This window comes from Rhizobacter sp. P5_A1 (assembly GCF_056400745.1).
Genome location: NZ_JBFUKR010000009.1, coordinates 86,757 through 104,342, shown reverse-complemented (window position 1 = coordinate 104,342; position 17,586 = coordinate 86,757). Strand labels below are relative to the sequence as shown.

Genomic DNA, 17,586 nt, shown 5'->3' with positions numbered 1-17,586 from the left:
CGTGACCCGCGCCGCCATCAGCTGGAGCGCCGGCAAGGATTCGTGCCTCGCCTGGCTGCTGGCGCGCGAGCAGGGCCTGGACGTGCGCACCTTCCTGACGATGTGCGAGCCCGACGGTACGAACAAGTCGCACGCGCTCGATCCCCGATTGATCGAGGCGCAGGTTCAATCGATCGGCGGCACCTGGCGCGCGGCGCGCGTGCCGCCGGGCTTTGTGCACCCGTTGCCCATCATCAACGGCGCGCAGCGTGTCGTTCAGACTCGGCCGCCGATGCCGTCGGTGAGGCTGGTGATGCAGACGCTGGAGCTCGCCTCGCGATGAACTGGCCGCCCGCGCTGACCCTGGCGCTGGCCGTGCCGCTCGCATGGGCGATCGACGCGCGCTTCGGCGAGCCGCGCGACGCATGGCACCCGGTGGCGTGGCTCGGCCGCGCGCTTGCGCCGGTGGGTCAAGGGTTACGAGACTTGAGTCCGGCGCCGGCCTTCACTCTTGGTGCCCTCGTGTGGCTCGCCGGTGCAAGCCTGATCGCGTGGGTGGCGTGGGCGGTGCAAACGCGGCTGGTCGGTGCCCCGCCGTGGTTCGCAGCGCCGTTGCTGGCGGTGCTGCTCAAGCCGACGTTCGCGTGGCGCATGCTGCGCGACGAAGCGCGCGCCGTCGAGACGGCGCTGGGCGAGGGCGTTGAATCGGCACGGGTCCGGCTCGCACACCTCGTCAGCCGCGACGTGCGGGTACTCGACGCCGATCTGATCCGCGAGACCACGATCGAGACCGTCGCCGAGAACCTCAACGATTCGCTGGTCGCGCCATTGTTCTGGTACGCGCTGTTCGGCCTGCCGGGCGCGGCGGTCTATCGGTTCGCCAACACCCTCGACGCGATGTGGGGCTATCGCGGCGCGTGGGAGTGGGCCGGCAAGTGGAGCGCACGCGCCGACGACGTGTTGTCCTGGTTGCCGGCGCGTCTCACCGCGCTGATGCTGGCGCCGACGCCGCGCCTGTTCGGGCAGGCCCGGCAGACACCGTCGCCGAATGGCGGCTGGACCATGGGCGCGATGGCGCTGCGGCTCGGTGTGCGCTTGCGCAAGCCGGGCGTGTACGAGCTGAACCGCAATGCGCCGTCGCCACGGGCCGGGCATGTGCAGCGTGCGTTGGATCTTGCGCAGCGTGCGGCGGGCAGCACGGTTGTGATCGTCGCGATGGTCTGGCTGGTGCGAGCCGCATGACCGCGCGCGCCGTCATGGTGCTGGGCACCACCAGCAACGCCGGCAAGAGCTGGCTCGCCACCGCGCTGTGCCGCTGGTATGCGCGCCAGGGGCTGAAGGTCGCGCCGTTCAAGGCGCAGAACATGAGCAACAACGCGCGCGTTGTCGTGGGCCCGGACGGCGAGGCGGGCGAGATCGGCAGCGCGCAGTATTTCCAGGCGCTGGCCGCGCGTGCCGTGCCCGAGGTGCGCATGAACCCGGTGCTGCTCAAGCCGGAGCACGACACCGCGAGCCAGGTCGTCGTGCTGGGCCGCGCGCGCGCCGACCTCGCGGCCGTGCCGTGGCGCGAGCGCAGCGAGCGCCTCTGGCCGTTCGCGCGCGACGCGCTGCACGCGCTGATGGCCGAGAACGATGTCGTCGTGCTCGAAGGCGCGGGCTCGCCGGCCGAGATCAATCTGCACGCGAACGATTACGTCAACATGCGCAGTGCGCTCGAAGCGCGGGCCGCGTGCCTGCTCGTGAGCGACATCGACCGCGGTGGTGCGTTCGCCCATCTGTTCGGCACGCACCAGTTGTTGCCCGATGCTGAGCGGGCGCTGATCCGCGGTTTCGTGCTGAACCGCTTTCGCGGCGACGCGCGCCTGCTCGCACCCGGGCCCGAGCAGTTGCGTGCGCTGACCGGTGTGCCGACGGTCGCGGTGCTGCCGATGTGGCGCGGACACGGACTGCCGGAAGAGGACGGCGTGTTCGATGAAGCGCCGGGTGGCGCCGCGGGCGGCTGCGTGATCGCGGTCGTCGCGTATCCGCGCATCAGCAACCTCGATGAGTTCCAGTCCCTGCGCGGGGTGACGAACGTGCGCCTGCGCTGGGTTCGCACGCCAACCGAACTGAATGGCGCCGACTGGGTGGTGCTGCCCGGCTCCAAGCACACCAGTGGTGATCTCGCGTGGTTGCGGGCTCAAGGTCTCGATGCCGCGATCGCGCGGCACGCAGCCGCCGGCAGGCGCGTGCTCGGCGTGTGCGGTGGCTTGCAGATGCTCGGCCGAGAGCTGCACGACCCGCACGGCGTTGACGGCGATGCCGCAGGTCTCGGCCTGCTGCCGCTGGTCACGCACTTCGATCGCCACAAGATGCTGCGCCACACGCGTGCCGCGTTCGGCAACACGACAGGCGACTGGGCTGGACTCGCGGGTGTCGGCTTCGAGGGCTACGAGATTCGCCACGGCCGCACCGAAGCGCAGGGTGAGGTGCCGGTCGCGCTGCGCAACGAACTCGGCGAGGCCATCGGCTGGCAGCAAGGCCCGGTACTGGGCCTGTATGCGCACGGCCTGTTCGAATCCGGCGACGCGATGCAGGCGTTGTTCGGCACCGGGCTTTGCACGTTGGCCAGCGTGTTCGACGGCCTGGCAGCTTTCATCGATCGACAATTCGAGCCGGGCGTGCTGCACCGGCTCGTCCAACCGTGAGAACCGATCCACCATGCCGACCCTGCCGTTGATCGCCCCCATCGCCGACGCCGCACTCGCCCGGCGCTTGCAGCACCGGCTCGACCAGCAGACCAAGCCACGCGGTGCGCTCGGCCGCCTCGAAGCGCTGGCCCTGCAGATCGGTTTGATCCAGCGCAGCGAGGCACCGGTGCTGCGCGCACCGCAGCTCGTCGTGTTCGCGGCCGACCATGGTCTTGCGGCGCATGGCGTGTCGGCTTACCCGAGCGACGTGACCTGGCAGATGGTCGAGAACTTTCTCGCTGGCGGTGCTGCGGTCAGCGTGCTCGCACGCCAGCACGGTCTGGCGCTCACGGTGGTGGATGCCGGCGTGCGGCATGACTTCGCACCGCGCAACGGTCTGCTGAATTTCAAGATCGCCACCGGCACGGCCAGCGCGCTCGAGGGGCCGGCAATGACGCCGGCGCAATGCGCGCTGGCGATCGCGGGTGGCCGCGAGATCGTGAGCGCGCTGCCGGGCAACGTGCTGCTGCTCGGCGAGATGGGCATCGGCAACACGTCCAGCGCGGCGCTGCTGCTGGCGCGGCTGGCGGATTGCGACATCGCGGCGTGTGTCGGCCGCGGCACCGGACTCGACGATGCAGGCCTCGCTCGCAAGCTCGACGTGCTGCGTCAGGTGCTGGTGCGCCACGTCGCTGCGACGCAGCCCCTGGACGCGCTTGCCGCGTTCGGCGGATTCGAGATCGCGATGATGGCCGGCGCGGCCTTGCAGGCGGCGAGCGAACGGCGCGTCGTGGTGGTCGATGGCTTCATCAGCGGTGCAGCGATCCTGGTCGCATCGAAGCTGGCGCCGCACGTGCTCGACTGCTGTGTGTTCGCGCACCGATCCGATGAGTCCGGCCACACGCTGATGCTGTCGCTGATGAACGCCACGCCGCTGCTCGATCTCGGGCTGCGGCTCGGCGAAGGCTCAGGCGCGGCGCTGGCGTGGCCGCTGATCGATAGCGCGGTGGGGTTGCTGGCGCAAATGGCGAGTTTCGAGTCGGCGGGCGTTTCCGATCGTGACGAGCCTTCGGATCGGGGTGACAGGTGATCCACGAGCTGCGCCTGTTCTTCATCGGGCTGCAGTTCCTCACGCGCGTTCCGGCCCCAGGCTGGGTCGGCTTCGAGCCGGCGTGGCTGAGCGAGAGTGCGCGCCACTTCCCGGCCGTGGGTCTTTGCGTGGGTGCAGCTTCGGCGCTGGTGCTGGCAGTCGGGCACGCGGTGCTCGGCCCAACGGTGGCGGTCGGCCTGGCGATGGCCGCGAGCGTGCTGATCACCGGCGCCTTCCACGAAGACGGCTTCGCCGACACCTGCGATGCGCTCGGCGGCGCGGTCGACCGCGAGCAGGCGCTCGAGATCATGAAGGACTCGCGCATCGGCGCCTACGGCGCGATCGGCCTGGTGCTGATGCTGGGGCTGAAGGCCGCAGCGCTCTTGTCGCTGCCGCTCGTCGCCGCGGTGCCGGCGCTGCTGCTGGGCCACACCGCGAGTCGCGCCGCCGCCGTGATGCTGATTCGCGGGCTGCCGTATTCGGGCAACGTCGAGCATGCCAAGGCAAAGCCGATGGCGCAGCGCATTGAGATCTCGGGTGTGCTGGTCGCGGCGGGCTGGGTGGTGTCGGTCGCGGCGGCACTTGCGTGGCACGCGCCGGAGCACATCACGGCCGTGCTCACGAGCCTGTCGCTCGCAGTCGCCGGAACGGCGTGGTGCGCAGGCTGGCTGCGTCGGCGCCTGGGCGGCTACACCGGCGACGCCTTGGGCGCGACGCAGCAGATCGTCGAACTGCTGGTGCTTCTCGGCTGGCTCGGCCTGATGCGCGCCGCATGAACTTTGCGGTGTGGCGCCATCCGTCGCCGCGGAACGCCGCGGGCCGCTGTATCGGCCGCACCGATGTCGCGGTGGACAGTCGCAAAGCCAAACGGCTTGCGCATCGTGTGCGCCAATGGGCGCGCCGCAGCGGCGCACCGCGCGTCGTGATCACGTCACCGCTGCGACGCGCGGCCGACGTGGGTCGATGGCTGGCGCGCTGGGGCTGGGAGCACCGCATCGACGCGCGCCTCGGCGAACTCGACTTCGGCGCGTGGGACGGGCGGCCGTGGAGCGAAATCGGCGCCGCGTCCGTGGACGCCTGGTGCGCCGACTTCGTGCGGCACGCGCCCGGAGGCGGCGAGCCGGTGGCACGGCTGCTGCAACGCTGCGCTGCGTTCTTGAGCGAGCCGCCGTGCTGCGTTGTCTCACACGCCGGCTGGATCAGCGCAGCGCTGTGGCTGGACGGGCATGAGGACGAACCGAGCGCCACGCAATGGCCCGCCGCGGTGCGCTGTGCGAGCCTCACGCTGCTGCGCGGACGCGGCTGAGGGGGCTCCGTTCAGGGCTTGGTCGGATCGAGCGGCATCGGCATCGTCGCGAGCCGGTTCGGCGTGCTCGACTCCCACAGCGCGCCCGGTGCGGTGTCGACCGACGCGTTGACGACGTGCATCAGCGTCAGGCTGGCGCGCGACGCGGTCTTGCGCAGCGCCTGCAGCTGCCGCTGGGTCCAGTCGACCGGGCTGCCGAGCTGCTCGCAGCTGAAGGTGCCGAACAGCACGCCGTTGACCGAGAAGCTCATGTCCATCAGCGAGACCACGTTGCAGGCCCGCAGGTATTCGCGCAGCGCCCCGGCGCTGACCGGGTCGATCAGCGCCTGGCTCGCGCTGACGCTGCCGTCGCGTTGCAGGCACTCGAAGTACAGACCATCGGCGGGGCTCGGGATGTCGACCGCGGTGACCATGCGGTCCAGGCCGGCATCGAACATCGCGACGCAGCGCAGCGCGCGACCCTCGGTGGTCTCGACGAACAATCGCAGCCCGGCGCGCGAGCAACCGATCTGACGCGCGACGAAGCGCATCAGCTGTTCGAGGTATTGCGCGCTGTCGATCTCGCCCCGTTCGAGTCGGCCTGAGATGACCTGCAGATCGGGTTGGTCGGGCATCGCGCAATTATCGGGCGCGAAGTGCGCCCATTGACGCGGCAGGCGTCCGTTCGGTCAACGATGTGGCGGGCGCGCGACCCGCGGCGATCGCGGGATAGGCATCGCACCAGCGCGCCACCGCGCAGCGCTCGCAAAGCGGCCGGCGCGCCTGGCAGACGTAGCGGCCGTGCAGGATCAGCCAATGGTGCGCGTCGACGAGGTAGGCCGTGGGGACGCGCTGCAGCAGCTTCGTTTCGACTTCGAGGGGGTTCCTGCCCGGCGCGAGGCCGGTGCGGTTGGCGACGCGGAAGATGTGCGTGTCGACCGCCATCGTCGGCTCGCCGAACGCGACATTCAGCACCACGTTCGCAGTCTTGCGGCCAACGCCCGGCAGCGCCTCGAGCGCGGCGCGCTGACCCGGAACCTTGCCACCGTGCGTTTCGACCAAGATGCGGCAGGTCTCGAGCAGGTTCTTCGCCTTAGTCCGGTACAGGCCGATCGTCCGGATGTGGTCGGTCAGCCCGTCGAGCCCGAGCGCCAGCAGCTTGGCCGGCGTGTTCGCGACCGCGAACAGCCGGCGCGTCGCCTTGTTGACGCCGACATCGGTGGCCTGCGCCGACAGCAGCACCGCGGCGAGAAGCTCGAACACGCTGCTGTACTCGAGCTCCGTCTCGGGTTCCGGGTTGGCGGCCTTGAGCGTCGCGAAGAACGGCTCGATGTCGGCGGTCTTCATTCGCTGCGTCAGGCCCGGTCGGCGCGTGCTGCACGCGCCCGCGCCTGCGCGGCGGCGATGATCGCGCGCTTGTCGGGCGCCGGCTGCGCGCTGCCAACAGTCTCGATCCCGACCGGCGTCGGCGCCGCGAACGCACTCTCGGCCAGACGCGTCTCGTGCTCGTGCGCGTCGCGCTGCAGCCGTTCGCGATGCCAGTCGTAGCGCGTGCGCGCCTCCTGCGCCTGCGGCGCGCTCCAAGCCTGCCAGCCAGTGTGCTCGCCGCCGGTGGACGTCAGCGAAATGCAGTCGACCGGGCAGGCCGGCAGGCACAGCTCGCAGCCGGTGCACTGCGCCGCGATCACGGTGTGCATGCCCTTCGGCCCGCCGACGATGCAGTCGACCGGGCAGGCCTTCAGGCACAGCGTGCAGCCGATGCACCAGGCCTCGTCGATCACGGCGAGTTGGCGCGGCGCCTCCGCGCCGTTCGCCGGGTTCAGCGCCAGCGGCGGCCGGCCGGTCAGTGCCGCGAGCCGCGAGACGCCTTCTGCGCCGCCCGGCGGGCATTGGTTGATCCCGGCCTCGCCGACGGCGATGGCCTGCGCGTAGGCGTGGCAGTCGGGATAGCCGCAGCGCGTGCACTGGGTCTGCGGCAGCGCGTCGTCGAGCGCCTGCACGAGGCGATCGGTCGCGCGGCTCATCGCCGTGCTCACCTGGCCGAGCGCGCGGCCTTCTTCGCGGCGACCGCCGGCTTGCGTCCGGCCGGCTTCGGTTGGTAGCTCGCGATGAAGTCCCGCACGTGCGGGTAGACCTTCTCGCGCCAACGGCGACCCGAGAAGATGCCGTAGTGGCCGGCACCGACCACGTCGTAGTGGAACTGGCGCTGCTTCGGGATGCCGGTGCACAGATCGTGCGCCGCCCGGGTCTGGCCGGCGCCGGAGATGTCGTCGAGTTCGCCTTCGATCGTCAGCAGCGCGCCCGAGGTGATGTCCTGCGGGCGCACGAGTTCGCCGCCGACCTTCCAGCTGCCGTTGACGAGCGCGAATTCCTGGAACACGACCCGGATCGTGTCGAGGTAGTACTCGGCCGGCATGTCGAGCACCGCGTTGTACTCGTCGTAGAAATCGCGGTGGAACTCGGCACTGTCGTCATCGCCGCGCACCAGGTCGAGGAAGTAGTCGTAGTGCGAGCTCAGGTGCCGGTCCGGGTTCATCGCGACGAAGCCGGTGTGCTGCAGGAAGCCCGGGTACACCGCGCGGCCGCTGCCGGGAAAGTTCGTCGGCACGCGATAGATCACGTTGTTCTCGAACCATTCGTAGGGCTTGTTGATGGCCAGGTTGTTGACGGCGGTGGGGCTCTTGCGGGCGTCGATCGGGCCGCCCATCATCGTCATCGTGCGCGGCGTCGGCTCGCCGCGGCTGGCCATCAGAGAGATCGCCGCGAGCACCGGTACGGTCGGCTGGCAGACCGAGATCACGTTGACCTCCGGGCCGATGTGTCGGATGAACTCCTGCACGTAGTTCACGTAGTCGTCGAGGTGGAACGGGCCGACATCCTTCGGCACCATGCGCGCGTCGGTCCAGTCGGTGATGTAGACCTTGTGGTCCTTCAGCAGCTCGCGGATGGTCTCGCGCAGCAAGGTCGAGTGGTGGCCGGACAGCGGGGCCACGACGAGCACGGTCGGCTGATCTTTGAGCCGCGTCAGCACGTTCACATCGTCGGTGAAGCGCTTGAAGCGCAGCAGGCGGCAGAAGGACTTGGTCAGTGCGACCTGTTCCTGCACCGCGACGTCGACGCCATCGACCTTGACCGAGGTGATGCCGAACGCGGGCTTCTCGTATTCCTTCGACAGCCGGTGCATCAGGTCGAGCCCGGCCGAGACGCGTTGCGCACCGGGCGTGTGCGCGAACGGCGACAGCGGATGGTTATAGAGCTTCGAGGTCGCGCTCGCGAACTCCGCGAACGGGCTCAGCAGCGCGCGCTGGGTTTCATAGAGCTGGTACAGCATCTCGTGGCCTGGTGAGTGATTCGGCGCAGGCCGGGCAGCCTGTGGCAAAAGTGTTTGTGCAACGCAACATTTTAGTCGCCTAGACCGTCTGTGCGCACGATCTTGCAGCACCCGCATCAGGGGTGAAACCCGAATCAACGCCCCGTTTCGGGGCCAGCGGCGGCACTTGTCCGCTCAGGCGGACACCTTGGCGATGGCCGCGACGGTCGAGTCGATGTTCCGCGTGTTCAGCGCCGCCACGCAGATCCGGCCCGAATCGACCCCGTAGATGCCGAACTCGCTGCGCAGCCTTTCCATCTGGGCCTTGCTCAGGCCCGAATAGCTGAACATCCCTTGCTGGCGCGTGATGAAGCTGAAATCCTGGCCCAGGCCGGCGGCTTCGAGTCGCGCCCGCAACGCGACACGCATTTCCTTGATGCGCACGCGCATGCCGGCGAGCTCTTCCTCCCACATCGCCCGCAACGCGGGCGTCGTCAGCACCAGCGCGACGACCTGCGCGCCGTGCGTCGGCGGGTTCGAATAGTTGGTGCGGATCACGCGCTTCAGCTGGCTCAGCACGCGCTCGGCCTCGTCCTTCGAGGCGCAGACGACGCTGAGCGCGCCGACGCGCTCGCCGTAGAGCGAGAAGCTCTTCGAGAAGCTGGTCGAGACGAAGAAGTCCAGCCCGGCGGCCATGAACAGGCCGACGACTGCGCCGTCTTCGGTGATGCCTTCGCCGAAGCCCTGGTAGGCCATGTCGAGGAAGGGCACGAGGCCTCGGGCCTTGACCGTCGCGATCACCTGCGCCCACTGCTCGGGCGTGATGTCGTAGCCGGTCGGGTTGTGGCAGCAGGCATGCAGCACGACGATCGTGCCGGCCGCAGCGCGGTCGAGTGCGCCCAGCATGGCGTCGAAATCGATGCCGCGCTTCGTGGCGTCGTAGTAGGCGTAAGACTCGACGCTGAAGCCGGCGCCCTCGAACAGCGCGCGGTGGTTCTCCCAGCTCGGGTCGCTGATCAGGACCTTTGCGCTGGGGTTCATCCGCTTCAGCAGATCGGCCCCGACCTTCAGGCCGCCGGTGCCGCCGAGCGTCTGCACGGTCGCGACGCGGCCCACCTTGACAGCCGCGCTGTCGGCGCCGAACACCAGGCCCTGGACGGCCTTGTCGTACGCGGCGATGCCGTCGATCGGCAGATAGCCTCTTGCCTTCGGCGCTTCCATCATCATCTTCTCGGCAGCCTGCACGCACTGCAGCAGCGGCAGCTTGCCGTTGTCGTCGAAGTAGACGCCGACGCCCAGGTTGACCTTCGCGGGGTTCGGATCGGCATTGAACTGTTCGTTCAGGCCCAGGATCGGGTCGCGGGCGGCCATTTCGACCGTCGAGAAGAGCGAAGGCATGCGTCAATCCTTGTCAGTAGATGGGGGCCGGCGTTTCCGCTACGCTGCGCGGTTTCCCAGCAAGTTCAAGCGAGATTTTATCTGCCATGGCCGAACTGTCCGAAGTGATCGACCCCGCGCATCACCCGCACACGCCCGAACACGCGGCCGAAGGCGTGTTCGTCAGCTATCCCGATTCGCCATTCCAGCTGTTCCAGCCGTATCCGCCGGCGGGCGACCAGCCGACCGCGATCGCCGGGCTGGTCGAGGGCCTGAACGACGGCCTGAGCTTCCAGACACTGCTCGGCGTGACCGGCTCGGGCAAGACCTTCACGATGGCCAACGTGATCGCGCAGATGGGCCGCCCGGCGATCGTGTTCGCGCCGAACAAGACGCTCGCGGCGCAGCTCTACGCCGAGTTTCGCGAGTTCTTCCCGAAGAACGCGGTCGAGTACTTCGTCAGTTACTACGACTACTACCAGCCCGAGGCCTACGTGCCGCAGCGCGATCTGTTCATCGAGAAAGACAGCTCGATCAACGAGCACATCGAACAGATGCGCCTGAGTGCGACGAAGAGCCTGCTCGAGCGCCGGGATGTCGTGATCGTCGCGAGCGTCTCGGCGATCTACGGCATCGGCAACCCAAGCGACTACCACCAGATGGTGATGACCTTGCGCGTGCGCGACAAACTCGGCCAGCGCGACGTGATCGCGCAGCTGATCCGCATGCAGTACCAGCGCAACGAGACCGACTTCTCGCGCGGCACCTTCCGCGTGCGCGGCGACACGATCGACGTGTTCCCGGCCGAGCACTCTGAGCTGGCGATCCGCATCGAGCTGTTCGACGACGAGATCGAATCGCTGCAGCTGTTCGACCCGCTGACCGGTCGCATCCGGCAGAAGATCCCGCGCTTCACGGTCTATCCGAGCAGCCATTACGTGACGCCGCGCGAGCGTGTCGTCGTCGCGATCGAGACGATCAAGGCCGAGTTGCGCGAGCGACTCGATGAACTCGTCAAGCTCGGCAAGCTGGTCGAGGCGCAGCGGCTCGAGCAGCGCACGCGCTTCGACCTCGAGATGCTGCAGGAGGTCGGCCACTGCAAAGGCATCGAGAACTACACGCGGCACCTCTCGGGCGCGATGCCGGGCGATCCGCCGCCGACGCTGGTCGATTACCTGCCGGCGGATGCACTGATGTTCCTCGACGAGTCGCACGTGCTGATCGGCCAGTTCGGCGGCATGTACAACGGCGACCGCGCGCGCAAGACGACGCTCGTCGAATACGGCTTCCGCTTGCCGAGCGCGCTCGACAACCGGCCGCTGAAGTTCGAGGAATTCGAGAAGAAGATGCGCCAGGTGATGTACGTCTCGGCGACGCCGGCGGCCTACGAGCAGCAGACGGCCGGACAGACGATCGAGCAGCTGGTGCGTCCGACGGGCTTGATCGACCCGATGGTCGAGGTGCGCCCCGCGACGAACCAGGTCGACGACGTGCTGCAGGAGATCCGCGACCGGGTCGAGATTCGCGAGCGCGTGCTGATTACCACGCTGACCAAGCGCATGGCCGAGCAGCTGACCGACTACCTCTCGGACAATGGCGTCAAAGTGCGCTACCTGCACAGCGACGTCGACACGGTCGAGCGCGTCGAGATCCTGCGCGACCTGCGACTCGGCACTTTCGACGTGCTGGTCGGCATCAACCTGCTGCGCGAAGGCCTCGACATCCCCGAGGTGTCGCTGGTCGCGATTCTCGATGCCGACAAGGAAGGTTTCCTGCGCTCCGAGCGCAGCCTGATCCAGACGATCGGCCGTGCGGCGCGAAACCTGAACGGCCGCGCGATCCTGTATGCCGACAAGGTCACCGATTCGATGAAGCGGGCGCTCGACGAGACCGAGCGGCGTCGCGCAAAGCAGATCGCGCACAACGAGCTGATGGGCATCACGCCGCGCAGCGTCGTCAAGCGGGTGCGCGACCTGATCGACGGCGTCTACAGCGAGAAGGGCGCGAAGGACGATCTGAAGTCGGCCGTCGAGTCGGCTGCGATCGAGGCCCTGAGCGAGAAGGACCTGGGCAAGCGCATCAAGCTGCTCGAGAAGCAGATGCTCGACCACGCGCGCAACCTGGAGTTCGAAAAGGCCGCGCGTGTGCGCGACCAACTGGCGCACCTGCGCGAGCAGGCGTTCGGCGCACCGGGCACCGACAACGTCGTCGCGCTGGTGCCGGACCGGGCCAAACGCTGACGTTTCGAGCCCGATTTCCATGGCGCTGCCAAGGGAACTTCCGGCGCCAATCTCGACCGAATTTGTCGGCTTCGGCTATACTTGACGAAACCAGTCGGAATAGGGTGCGGGTTAACCCGTCCTCCGGCTCTGTCGGTTCGCTGAAGTTGCCATTCTGTAGCTGAACTGCCGACACAGGCTTTAGGAGAATTCAATGCGTCTGACCACCAAGGGCCGTTTCGCGGTGACCGCCATGATCGACCTCGCGCTGCGCGAGCACACCGGACCTGTCGCTCTGGCGGCGATCAGCGGGCGGCAACAAATTTCGCTGTCCTACCTCGAACAATTGTTCGGCAAATTGCGCCGTCACGAACTCGTCGAGAGCACGCGCGGCCCGGGTGGCGGCTATTCGCTGGGCCGCAAGGCCGAGGAAATCACGGTCGCCGACATCATCGTCGCGGTTGACGAGCCGATCGATGCGACCGGCTGTGCGGGCAAGGAAAACTGCATGGGCGACGACACCGGCCGCTGCATGACGCACGATCTTTGGGCGAGCCTGAATTCCAAGATGATCGAGTTCCTCGACTCGGTCTCGCTGCGCAAGCTCGTCGACGAGCAGCTCGCGAAGGGCGTCTCGATCGAAGAACATCCGGTCAAGCGCGCGATCTCGACGCAGCCGGTCGTCAAGCCGATCAAGATCACGGCGCCGAACAGCGTATTCGCGCTCGGCGCGGCCTTCACGAAGTAAATCAACCCGCAGGCGGCGCGCGGTGTCACCGCGCCGCCGGGACGAACTCGCATGGACATGACCCCGCACTTCCCGATCTACATGGACTACGGCGCGACGACGCCGGTCGACCAGCGCGTCGTCGACGCGATGATTCCCTGGCTTCGCGAGCATTTCGGCAATCCGGCCTCGCGCAGCCACGCGTGGGGCTGGGAGGCCGAAGCCGCGGTCGAGAGCGCGCGCGAGCAGGTCGCGGCGCTGGTCGGCGCCGATCCGCGCGAGATCGTCTGGACCTCCGGCGCGACCGAGTCGATCAACCTCGCACTGAAGGGCGCCGCGCAGTTCTACAAGACGCGCGGCAAGCACCTGATCACGCTGAAGACCGAGCACAAGGCAGTGCTCGACACCATGCGCGAGCTCGAGCGCCAGGGCTTCGAGATCACGTACCTGGACGTGCAGGAAGACGGCCTGGTCGATCTGAACAAGCTCGAAGCCGCGATCCGACCCGACACGATCCTGGTCTCGGTGCTGCTCGTCAACAATGAGATCGGCGTGATCCAGGATATCGAGACCATCGGCAAGATGTGCCGCGCGCGCGGAATCATCTTCCATGTCGACGCGGCCCAGGCGACCGGCAAGGTCGACATCGATCTGGCCACGCTGCCGGTCGACCTGATGAGCCTGGCCTCGCACAAGACCTACGGCCCGAAGGGCATCGGCGCGCTGTACGTGCGCCGCAAGCCGCGCGTGCGCATCGAGGCGCAGATGCACGGCGGCGGGCATGAGCGCGGCATGCGCTCGGGAACGCTGGCGACGCACCAGATCGTCGGCATGGGCGAAGCCTACGCCCTCGCGAAGGCCGAGATGCACACCGACAACGAGCGCATCCGGATGCTGCACCAGCGCCTGATCAACGGGCTGTCCGGCATCGAGCAGACATTCCTGAACGGCCACAAAGACCAGCGCGTGCCGCACAACGTCAACATGAGCTTCAACTTCGTCGAGGGCGAGTCGCTGATCATGGGCATCAAGGGCATCGCGGTGTCGTCGGGTTCGGCCTGCACGTCAGCGAGCCTGGAGCCGAGCTACGTGCTGCGCGCACTCGGCCGCAGCGACGAGCTCGCGCACTCGAGCCTGCGCATGACGATTGGCCGCTTCACGACCGTCGAAGAGGTCGACTACGTGATCACGACCTTGAAGGATCGCGTCGCGAAGTTGCGCGATCTGTCCCCGCTGTGGGAGATGCACAAGGATGGCATCGACATCAGCACGATCCAGTGGGCTGCCCACTGAGACCGAACGAGTATCAGGAGTACGACATGGCTTACAGTGAAAAAGTGGTCGAGCATTACGAGAATCCGCGCAACGTTGGCTCGTTCGACAAGGGCGACGACTCGGTCGGTACCGGCATGGTCGGCGCGCCGGCCTGCGGCGACGTGATGAAGCTGCAGATCAAGGTGAATCCGGTGACCGGCCTGATCGAAGACGCGAAGTTCAAGACCTACGGCTGCGGCTCGGCGATCGCGTCGAGCTCGCTGGTGACCGAGTGGGTCAAGGGCAAGTCGCTCGACGAGGCGTTGACGATCAAGAACACGCACATCGCCGAAGAACTGGCGCTGCCGCCGGTGAAGATTCACTGCTCGATCCTCGCCGAAGACGCGATCAAGGCGGCGGTCAACGACTACAAGTCCAAGAGCGCGACGGCGCTCCCGTCGGGAACGCAGGCTCTCTGAAATGGCGGTGACCCTGACCGAAGCGGCAGCGAGGCATGTCTCGCGCTACATCAGCAAGCGCGGCAAAGGCGTTGGCGTGCGGCTGGGCGTGAAGACGACCGGCTGCTCCGGCCTGGCCTACAAGCTCGAGTACGCCGATGATTTCGCGCCCGAAGACACGGTGTTCGAAGGACACGGCGTCAAGGTGCTGGTCGACCCGAAGAGCCTGCCTTATATCGACGGCACCGAGCTCGATTTCGTTCGCGAAGGGCTGAACGAGGGCTTCAAGTTCCACAACCCGCGCGAGAAAGACCGCTGCGGCTGCGGCGAATCGTTCCGCGTTTGACGCGTTGCGTCATCGACAAAGGCGCGGCCAGGGTCCGCGCCTTTTGGTTTCGGCTTCACCTTGCTTCGCAAGATGAGCGTGCACCGAAGAGCGGGCCGTTGGCCCACTCTTTCATTCCATGAACTTGGCCAGCACCGACTTTGAACTGTTCGACATCGCGCCGCGCTTCGCGCTCGATCGAAGCGCACTCGACGCGCGTTGGCGCGCGCTGCAGGGCGAGGTTCACCCCGACCGGTTTGCAGCCGAGGGCGCCGCAGCGCAGCGCGTCGCGATGCAGTGGGCGCTGCGCGTCAATGAGGCCTATCGGCGCCTGAAGGATCCGCTGAAGCGAGCCGCTTACCTCTGCGAGTTGAACGGTGCTGCGATCGAGGCCGAGAACAACACCGCGATGCCGACGGAGTTTTTGCACCAGCAGATGGCGTGGCGCGAGGCGCTGGACGATGCGCCCGGCCTCGCGCAGGTCGAAGCGCTGGCCGGGGCGCTCGCGGCGCATCGTGAATCGGCGCTGGCGCAGCTGCAGACGACGCTCGACGAGCAGCGCGACTTCGCGGCGGCAGCCCGGCAGGTCAGAGCCCTCATGTTCAGCGAGCGCTTTGCGCATGACATCGAGCAGCGCCTCGAAGCGCTGGGACAATAATTTCATCATGGCCCTTCTGCAAATTTCCGAGCCGGGCGGCGCGCCCGATCCACACCAGCGCCGCATCGCGATCGGCATCGACCTCGGGACCACGCATTCGCTGGTTGCCGCGGTGCGTCATGGCGTCGCCGAATGTCTGCCGGACAAGGCTGGGCATGTGATCCTGCCTTCGGCGGTGCGCTACCTCGCGGACGGCAAGCGCCAGATCGGTGCTGTGGCGCTTGCCGAAGCGGCGATCGATCCGCACAACACGATCGTGTCGGTCAAGCGCTTCATGGGGCGTGGTCTCGCCGACATCGAACATCGCGACAAGCTGCCCTACGAGTTCATCGAGGCGCCCGGCATGGTGCAGATGCGCACCGTCGCCGGCGTGAAGTCGCCGGTCGAGGTCTCGGCCGAGATTCTGGCCACGCTGAGGCAGCGGGCCGAAGACACCTTCGACGACGACGTGTTCGGCGCGGTCGTCACCGTCCCGGCGTATTTCGACGATGCCCAGCGCCAAGCCACCAAGGATGCCGCGCAGCTTGCCGGCCTGAACGTGCTGCGCCTGATCAGCGAACCGACGGCCGCGGCAATCGCGTATGGCCTCGAGAACGGCTCCGAAGGCCTGTATGCCGTCTACGACCTCGGCGGGGGCACCTTCGACATCTCGCTGCTGCGCCTGACCGCAGGCGTGTTCGAGGTCGTCGCGACCGGTGGCGATTCGGCCCTCGGCGGCGATGATTTCGACGCGGCACTGGCCGCCTGGGCGCTCGCCGAAGCCGGGCTTGCCGTGCAGACGCCGCAGGACAAGCGCGCGGTGCTGGTCGCCGCGCGTGCCGCGAAGGAAAAGCTCTCGGCCGCCGACCACGCGACGCTGGCGTGCCCGCTTGCGAACGGTGAGCTCTCGGTACGTGTCACGCGCGCCGGTTTCGAGGCGCTCGCGCAGCCCTTGCTCGCGCGCACGATGGTTGCCGTGCGCAAGGTGCTGCGCGACGCGAAGACCAGCAAGTCCGATGTCAAGGGCGTCGTGATGGTCGGCGGCTCGACGCGCATGCCGATGGTCCAGGCGGCGGTCGGCGAGTTCTTTGGCCAGGCGCCGCTGACGAACCTGAACCCGGACGAAGTTGTCGCGCTCGGCGCCGCGATCCAGGCCAATGCGCTGGCCGGCAACGCCGGTGCCGACGAACTGCTGCTGCTCGACGTGATCGCGCTGTCGCTCGGGCTCGAGACGATGGGCGGCCTGGTCGAGCGCATCATCCCGCGCAACAGCACGATCCCGACCGCGCGCGCACAGGACTTCACGACCTTCAAGGACGGCCAGACGGCGATCGCGCTGCACGTCGTGCAGGGCGAGCGCGAGGTCGTCAGCGACTGCCGTTCGCTCGCGCGCTTCGAACTGCGCGGCATCCCGCCGATGGTCGCGGGTGCCGCGCGCGTGAGGGTCAGCTTCGCGGTTGATGCCGATGGCCTGCTGAACGTCACGGCGCGCGAGGAAACCTCGGGCGTCGAGGCGGCGATCACGGTGAAGCCGAGCTACGGCCTGGGCGACGACGAGATCGCGCGCATGCTGACCGAGAGCTTCAGCTCGGCCGAAGCCGACATGGTCGAGCGCAGCCTGCGCGAATCGCGCGTCGAGGCCGAGCGGATGCTGCTGGCGACGCGCGCGGCGCTGGCGGCCGACGGCGACCTGCTGGATGCGCACGAGCGCGAGTCGATCGAAGCGCTCCTGGTCGCGCTGCAGGCGAGTCGCGAGAGTACCGATCACCATGCGATCGACGCCGCCGTCGAGGCGCTTGCAAAGGGCACTGAAGCCTTCGCGGCCGAACGCATGAATCGCAGCATCCGTGTCGCACTCGCCGGGCGCCGAGTTGATCAGCTCTGAGCGCGCGCCCTTTAGAACACCGCCCCATGCCCATCATCAAGATCCTGCCCCACGCCGAGTATTGCCCCGAAGGCACGCAGATCGAGGCGCCCACCGGCACCTCGATCTGCGAGGCGCTGCTCGACAGCCATATCGAGATCGAGCACGCCTGCGAGATGAGCTGCGCCTGCACGACCTGTCATGTCATCGTGCGCGAAGGCTTCAACTCGCTCGGCGAGATGGACGAGAGCGAGGAAGACCTGCTCGACCGCGCCTGGGGCCTCGAGCCGAACTCGCGCCTGTCGTGTCAGGCGATCCTGTCGAAGCAAGACGTGACGATCGAGATTCCGAAGTACACGATCAACCACGCCAAGGAAGAGCACTGACCCGAG

19 protein-coding genes are annotated in these 17,586 nt (G+C 67.7%); 14 read left to right on the top strand and 5 right to left on the bottom strand.

The annotated features are described in order from the left end of the window. The first annotated feature begins 1 nt into the window (after position 1). Genes AC1DTW_RS12395 through AC1DTW_RS12370 form a run of 6 tightly spaced genes read left to right on the top strand, consistent with a single transcriptional unit; the run spans position 2 to position 5,044 of the window. Positions 2-322: a hypothetical protein gene (locus tag AC1DTW_RS12395; RefSeq protein ID WP_477981434.1), complete on the top strand. Its 321-nt coding sequence runs from the start codon at positions 2-4 to the stop codon at positions 320-322. After that, positions 319-1,221 carry an adenosylcobinamide-phosphate synthase CbiB gene (cbiB, locus tag AC1DTW_RS12390; protein ID WP_477981433.1) on the top strand — a complete coding sequence of 301 codons (903 nt, stop codon included), beginning with the start codon at positions 319-321 and terminating at the stop codon, positions 1,219-1,221. Before AC1DTW_RS12395 ends, cbiB begins: the two co-directional genes overlap by 4 nt. Beyond that, positions 1,218-2,666 (top strand): cobyric acid synthase, encoded by a 1,449-nt coding sequence (locus AC1DTW_RS12385; protein WP_477981432.1) that lies wholly within the window; start codon positions 1,218-1,220, stop codon positions 2,664-2,666. The genes cbiB and AC1DTW_RS12385 overlap by 4 nt, the downstream gene beginning before the upstream one ends. 13 nt (positions 2,667-2,679) lie before the next feature. Then, a complete protein-coding gene (gene cobT / locus AC1DTW_RS12380) occupies positions 2,680-3,738 on the top strand; it encodes a nicotinate-nucleotide--dimethylbenzimidazole phosphoribosyltransferase (RefSeq protein ID WP_477981431.1) in 1,059 nt (352 codons plus the stop codon). Next, entirely contained in the window at positions 3,735-4,514 is a 780-nt protein-coding gene (gene cobS / locus AC1DTW_RS12375) for an adenosylcobinamide-GDP ribazoletransferase (protein WP_477981430.1), read from the top strand. Before cobT ends, cobS begins: the two co-directional genes overlap by 4 nt. Continuing rightward, positions 4,511-5,044, top strand: a complete 534-nt coding sequence (locus tag AC1DTW_RS12370) for a histidine phosphatase family protein (RefSeq protein WP_477981429.1) — start codon at positions 4,511-4,513, stop codon at positions 5,042-5,044. The genes cobS and AC1DTW_RS12370 overlap by 4 nt, the downstream gene beginning before the upstream one ends. 11 nt (positions 5,045-5,055) lie before the next feature. On the opposite strand, the gene AC1DTW_RS12365 is transcribed toward AC1DTW_RS12370, so the two are convergent. The 5 genes from AC1DTW_RS12365 to AC1DTW_RS12345 all read right to left on the bottom strand — a co-directional run bounded on the left by AC1DTW_RS12365 (position 5,056) and on the right by AC1DTW_RS12345 (position 9,731). After that, complete coding sequence (locus AC1DTW_RS12365; protein WP_477981428.1) at positions 5,056-5,658, bottom strand: GAF domain-containing protein; 603 nt, start codon at positions 5,656-5,658, stop codon at positions 5,056-5,058. A gap of 7 nt (positions 5,659-5,665) precedes the next feature. After that, a complete protein-coding gene (gene nth / locus AC1DTW_RS12360; RefSeq protein ID WP_477981427.1) occupies positions 5,666-6,370 on the bottom strand; it encodes an endonuclease III in 705 nt (234 codons plus the stop codon). A gap of 8 nt (positions 6,371-6,378) precedes the next feature. After that, entirely contained in the window at positions 6,379-7,047 is a 669-nt protein-coding gene (rsxB, locus tag AC1DTW_RS12355; protein ID WP_477981426.1) for an electron transport complex subunit RsxB, read from the bottom strand. Between the two features lie 8 nt (positions 7,048-7,055). After that, positions 7,056-8,354 carry a polyhydroxyalkanoate depolymerase gene (locus AC1DTW_RS12350; RefSeq protein WP_477981425.1) on the bottom strand — a complete coding sequence of 433 codons (1,299 nt, stop codon included), beginning with the start codon at positions 8,352-8,354 and terminating at the stop codon, positions 7,056-7,058. Between the two features lie 174 nt (positions 8,355-8,528). Next, positions 8,529-9,731 (bottom strand): amino acid aminotransferase, encoded by a 1,203-nt coding sequence (locus AC1DTW_RS12345; RefSeq protein ID WP_477981424.1) that lies wholly within the window; start codon positions 9,729-9,731, stop codon positions 8,529-8,531. An 86-nt stretch (positions 9,732-9,817) separates the two neighbouring features. Between AC1DTW_RS12345 and uvrB the strand changes: the two genes are divergently transcribed. The 8 genes from uvrB to fdx all read left to right on the top strand — a co-directional run bounded on the left by uvrB (position 9,818) and on the right by fdx (position 17,580). Then, complete coding sequence (gene uvrB, locus AC1DTW_RS12340; RefSeq protein ID WP_477981423.1) at positions 9,818-11,950, top strand: excinuclease ABC subunit UvrB; 2,133 nt, start codon at positions 9,818-9,820, stop codon at positions 11,948-11,950. Positions 11,951-12,143: 193 nt separating this feature from the next. After that, entirely contained in the window at positions 12,144-12,677 is a 534-nt protein-coding gene (locus AC1DTW_RS12335; RefSeq protein WP_477981422.1) for a Fe-S cluster assembly transcription factor, read from the top strand. 57 nt (positions 12,678-12,734) lie between these two features. Continuing rightward, on the top strand, positions 12,735-13,949 hold the full coding sequence (locus AC1DTW_RS12330) for an IscS subfamily cysteine desulfurase (RefSeq protein ID WP_477981555.1): 1,215 nt from the start codon (positions 12,735-12,737) through the stop codon (positions 13,947-13,949). A 26-nt stretch (positions 13,950-13,975) separates the two neighbouring features. Further along, complete coding sequence (iscU, locus tag AC1DTW_RS12325; RefSeq protein ID WP_477981421.1) at positions 13,976-14,389, top strand: Fe-S cluster assembly scaffold IscU; 414 nt, start codon at positions 13,976-13,978, stop codon at positions 14,387-14,389. Position 14,390: 1 nt separating this feature from the next. Then, positions 14,391-14,714, top strand: a complete 324-nt coding sequence (gene iscA, locus AC1DTW_RS12320) for an iron-sulfur cluster assembly protein IscA (protein WP_477981420.1) — start codon at positions 14,391-14,393, stop codon at positions 14,712-14,714. 118 nt (positions 14,715-14,832) lie between these two features. After that, complete coding sequence (gene hscB / locus AC1DTW_RS12315; protein WP_477981418.1) at positions 14,833-15,351, top strand: Fe-S protein assembly co-chaperone HscB; 519 nt, start codon at positions 14,833-14,835, stop codon at positions 15,349-15,351. A gap of 7 nt (positions 15,352-15,358) precedes the next feature. Then, complete coding sequence (hscA, locus tag AC1DTW_RS12310) at positions 15,359-17,215, top strand: Fe-S protein assembly chaperone HscA (protein ID WP_477981417.1); 1,857 nt, start codon at positions 15,359-15,361, stop codon at positions 17,213-17,215. Positions 17,216-17,241: 26 nt separating this feature from the next. Then, positions 17,242-17,580 carry an ISC system 2Fe-2S type ferredoxin gene (gene fdx, locus AC1DTW_RS12305; RefSeq protein ID WP_477981416.1) on the top strand — a complete coding sequence of 113 codons (339 nt, stop codon included), beginning with the start codon at positions 17,242-17,244 and terminating at the stop codon, positions 17,578-17,580. The last annotated feature ends 6 nt before the right edge of the window (positions 17,581-17,586 follow it).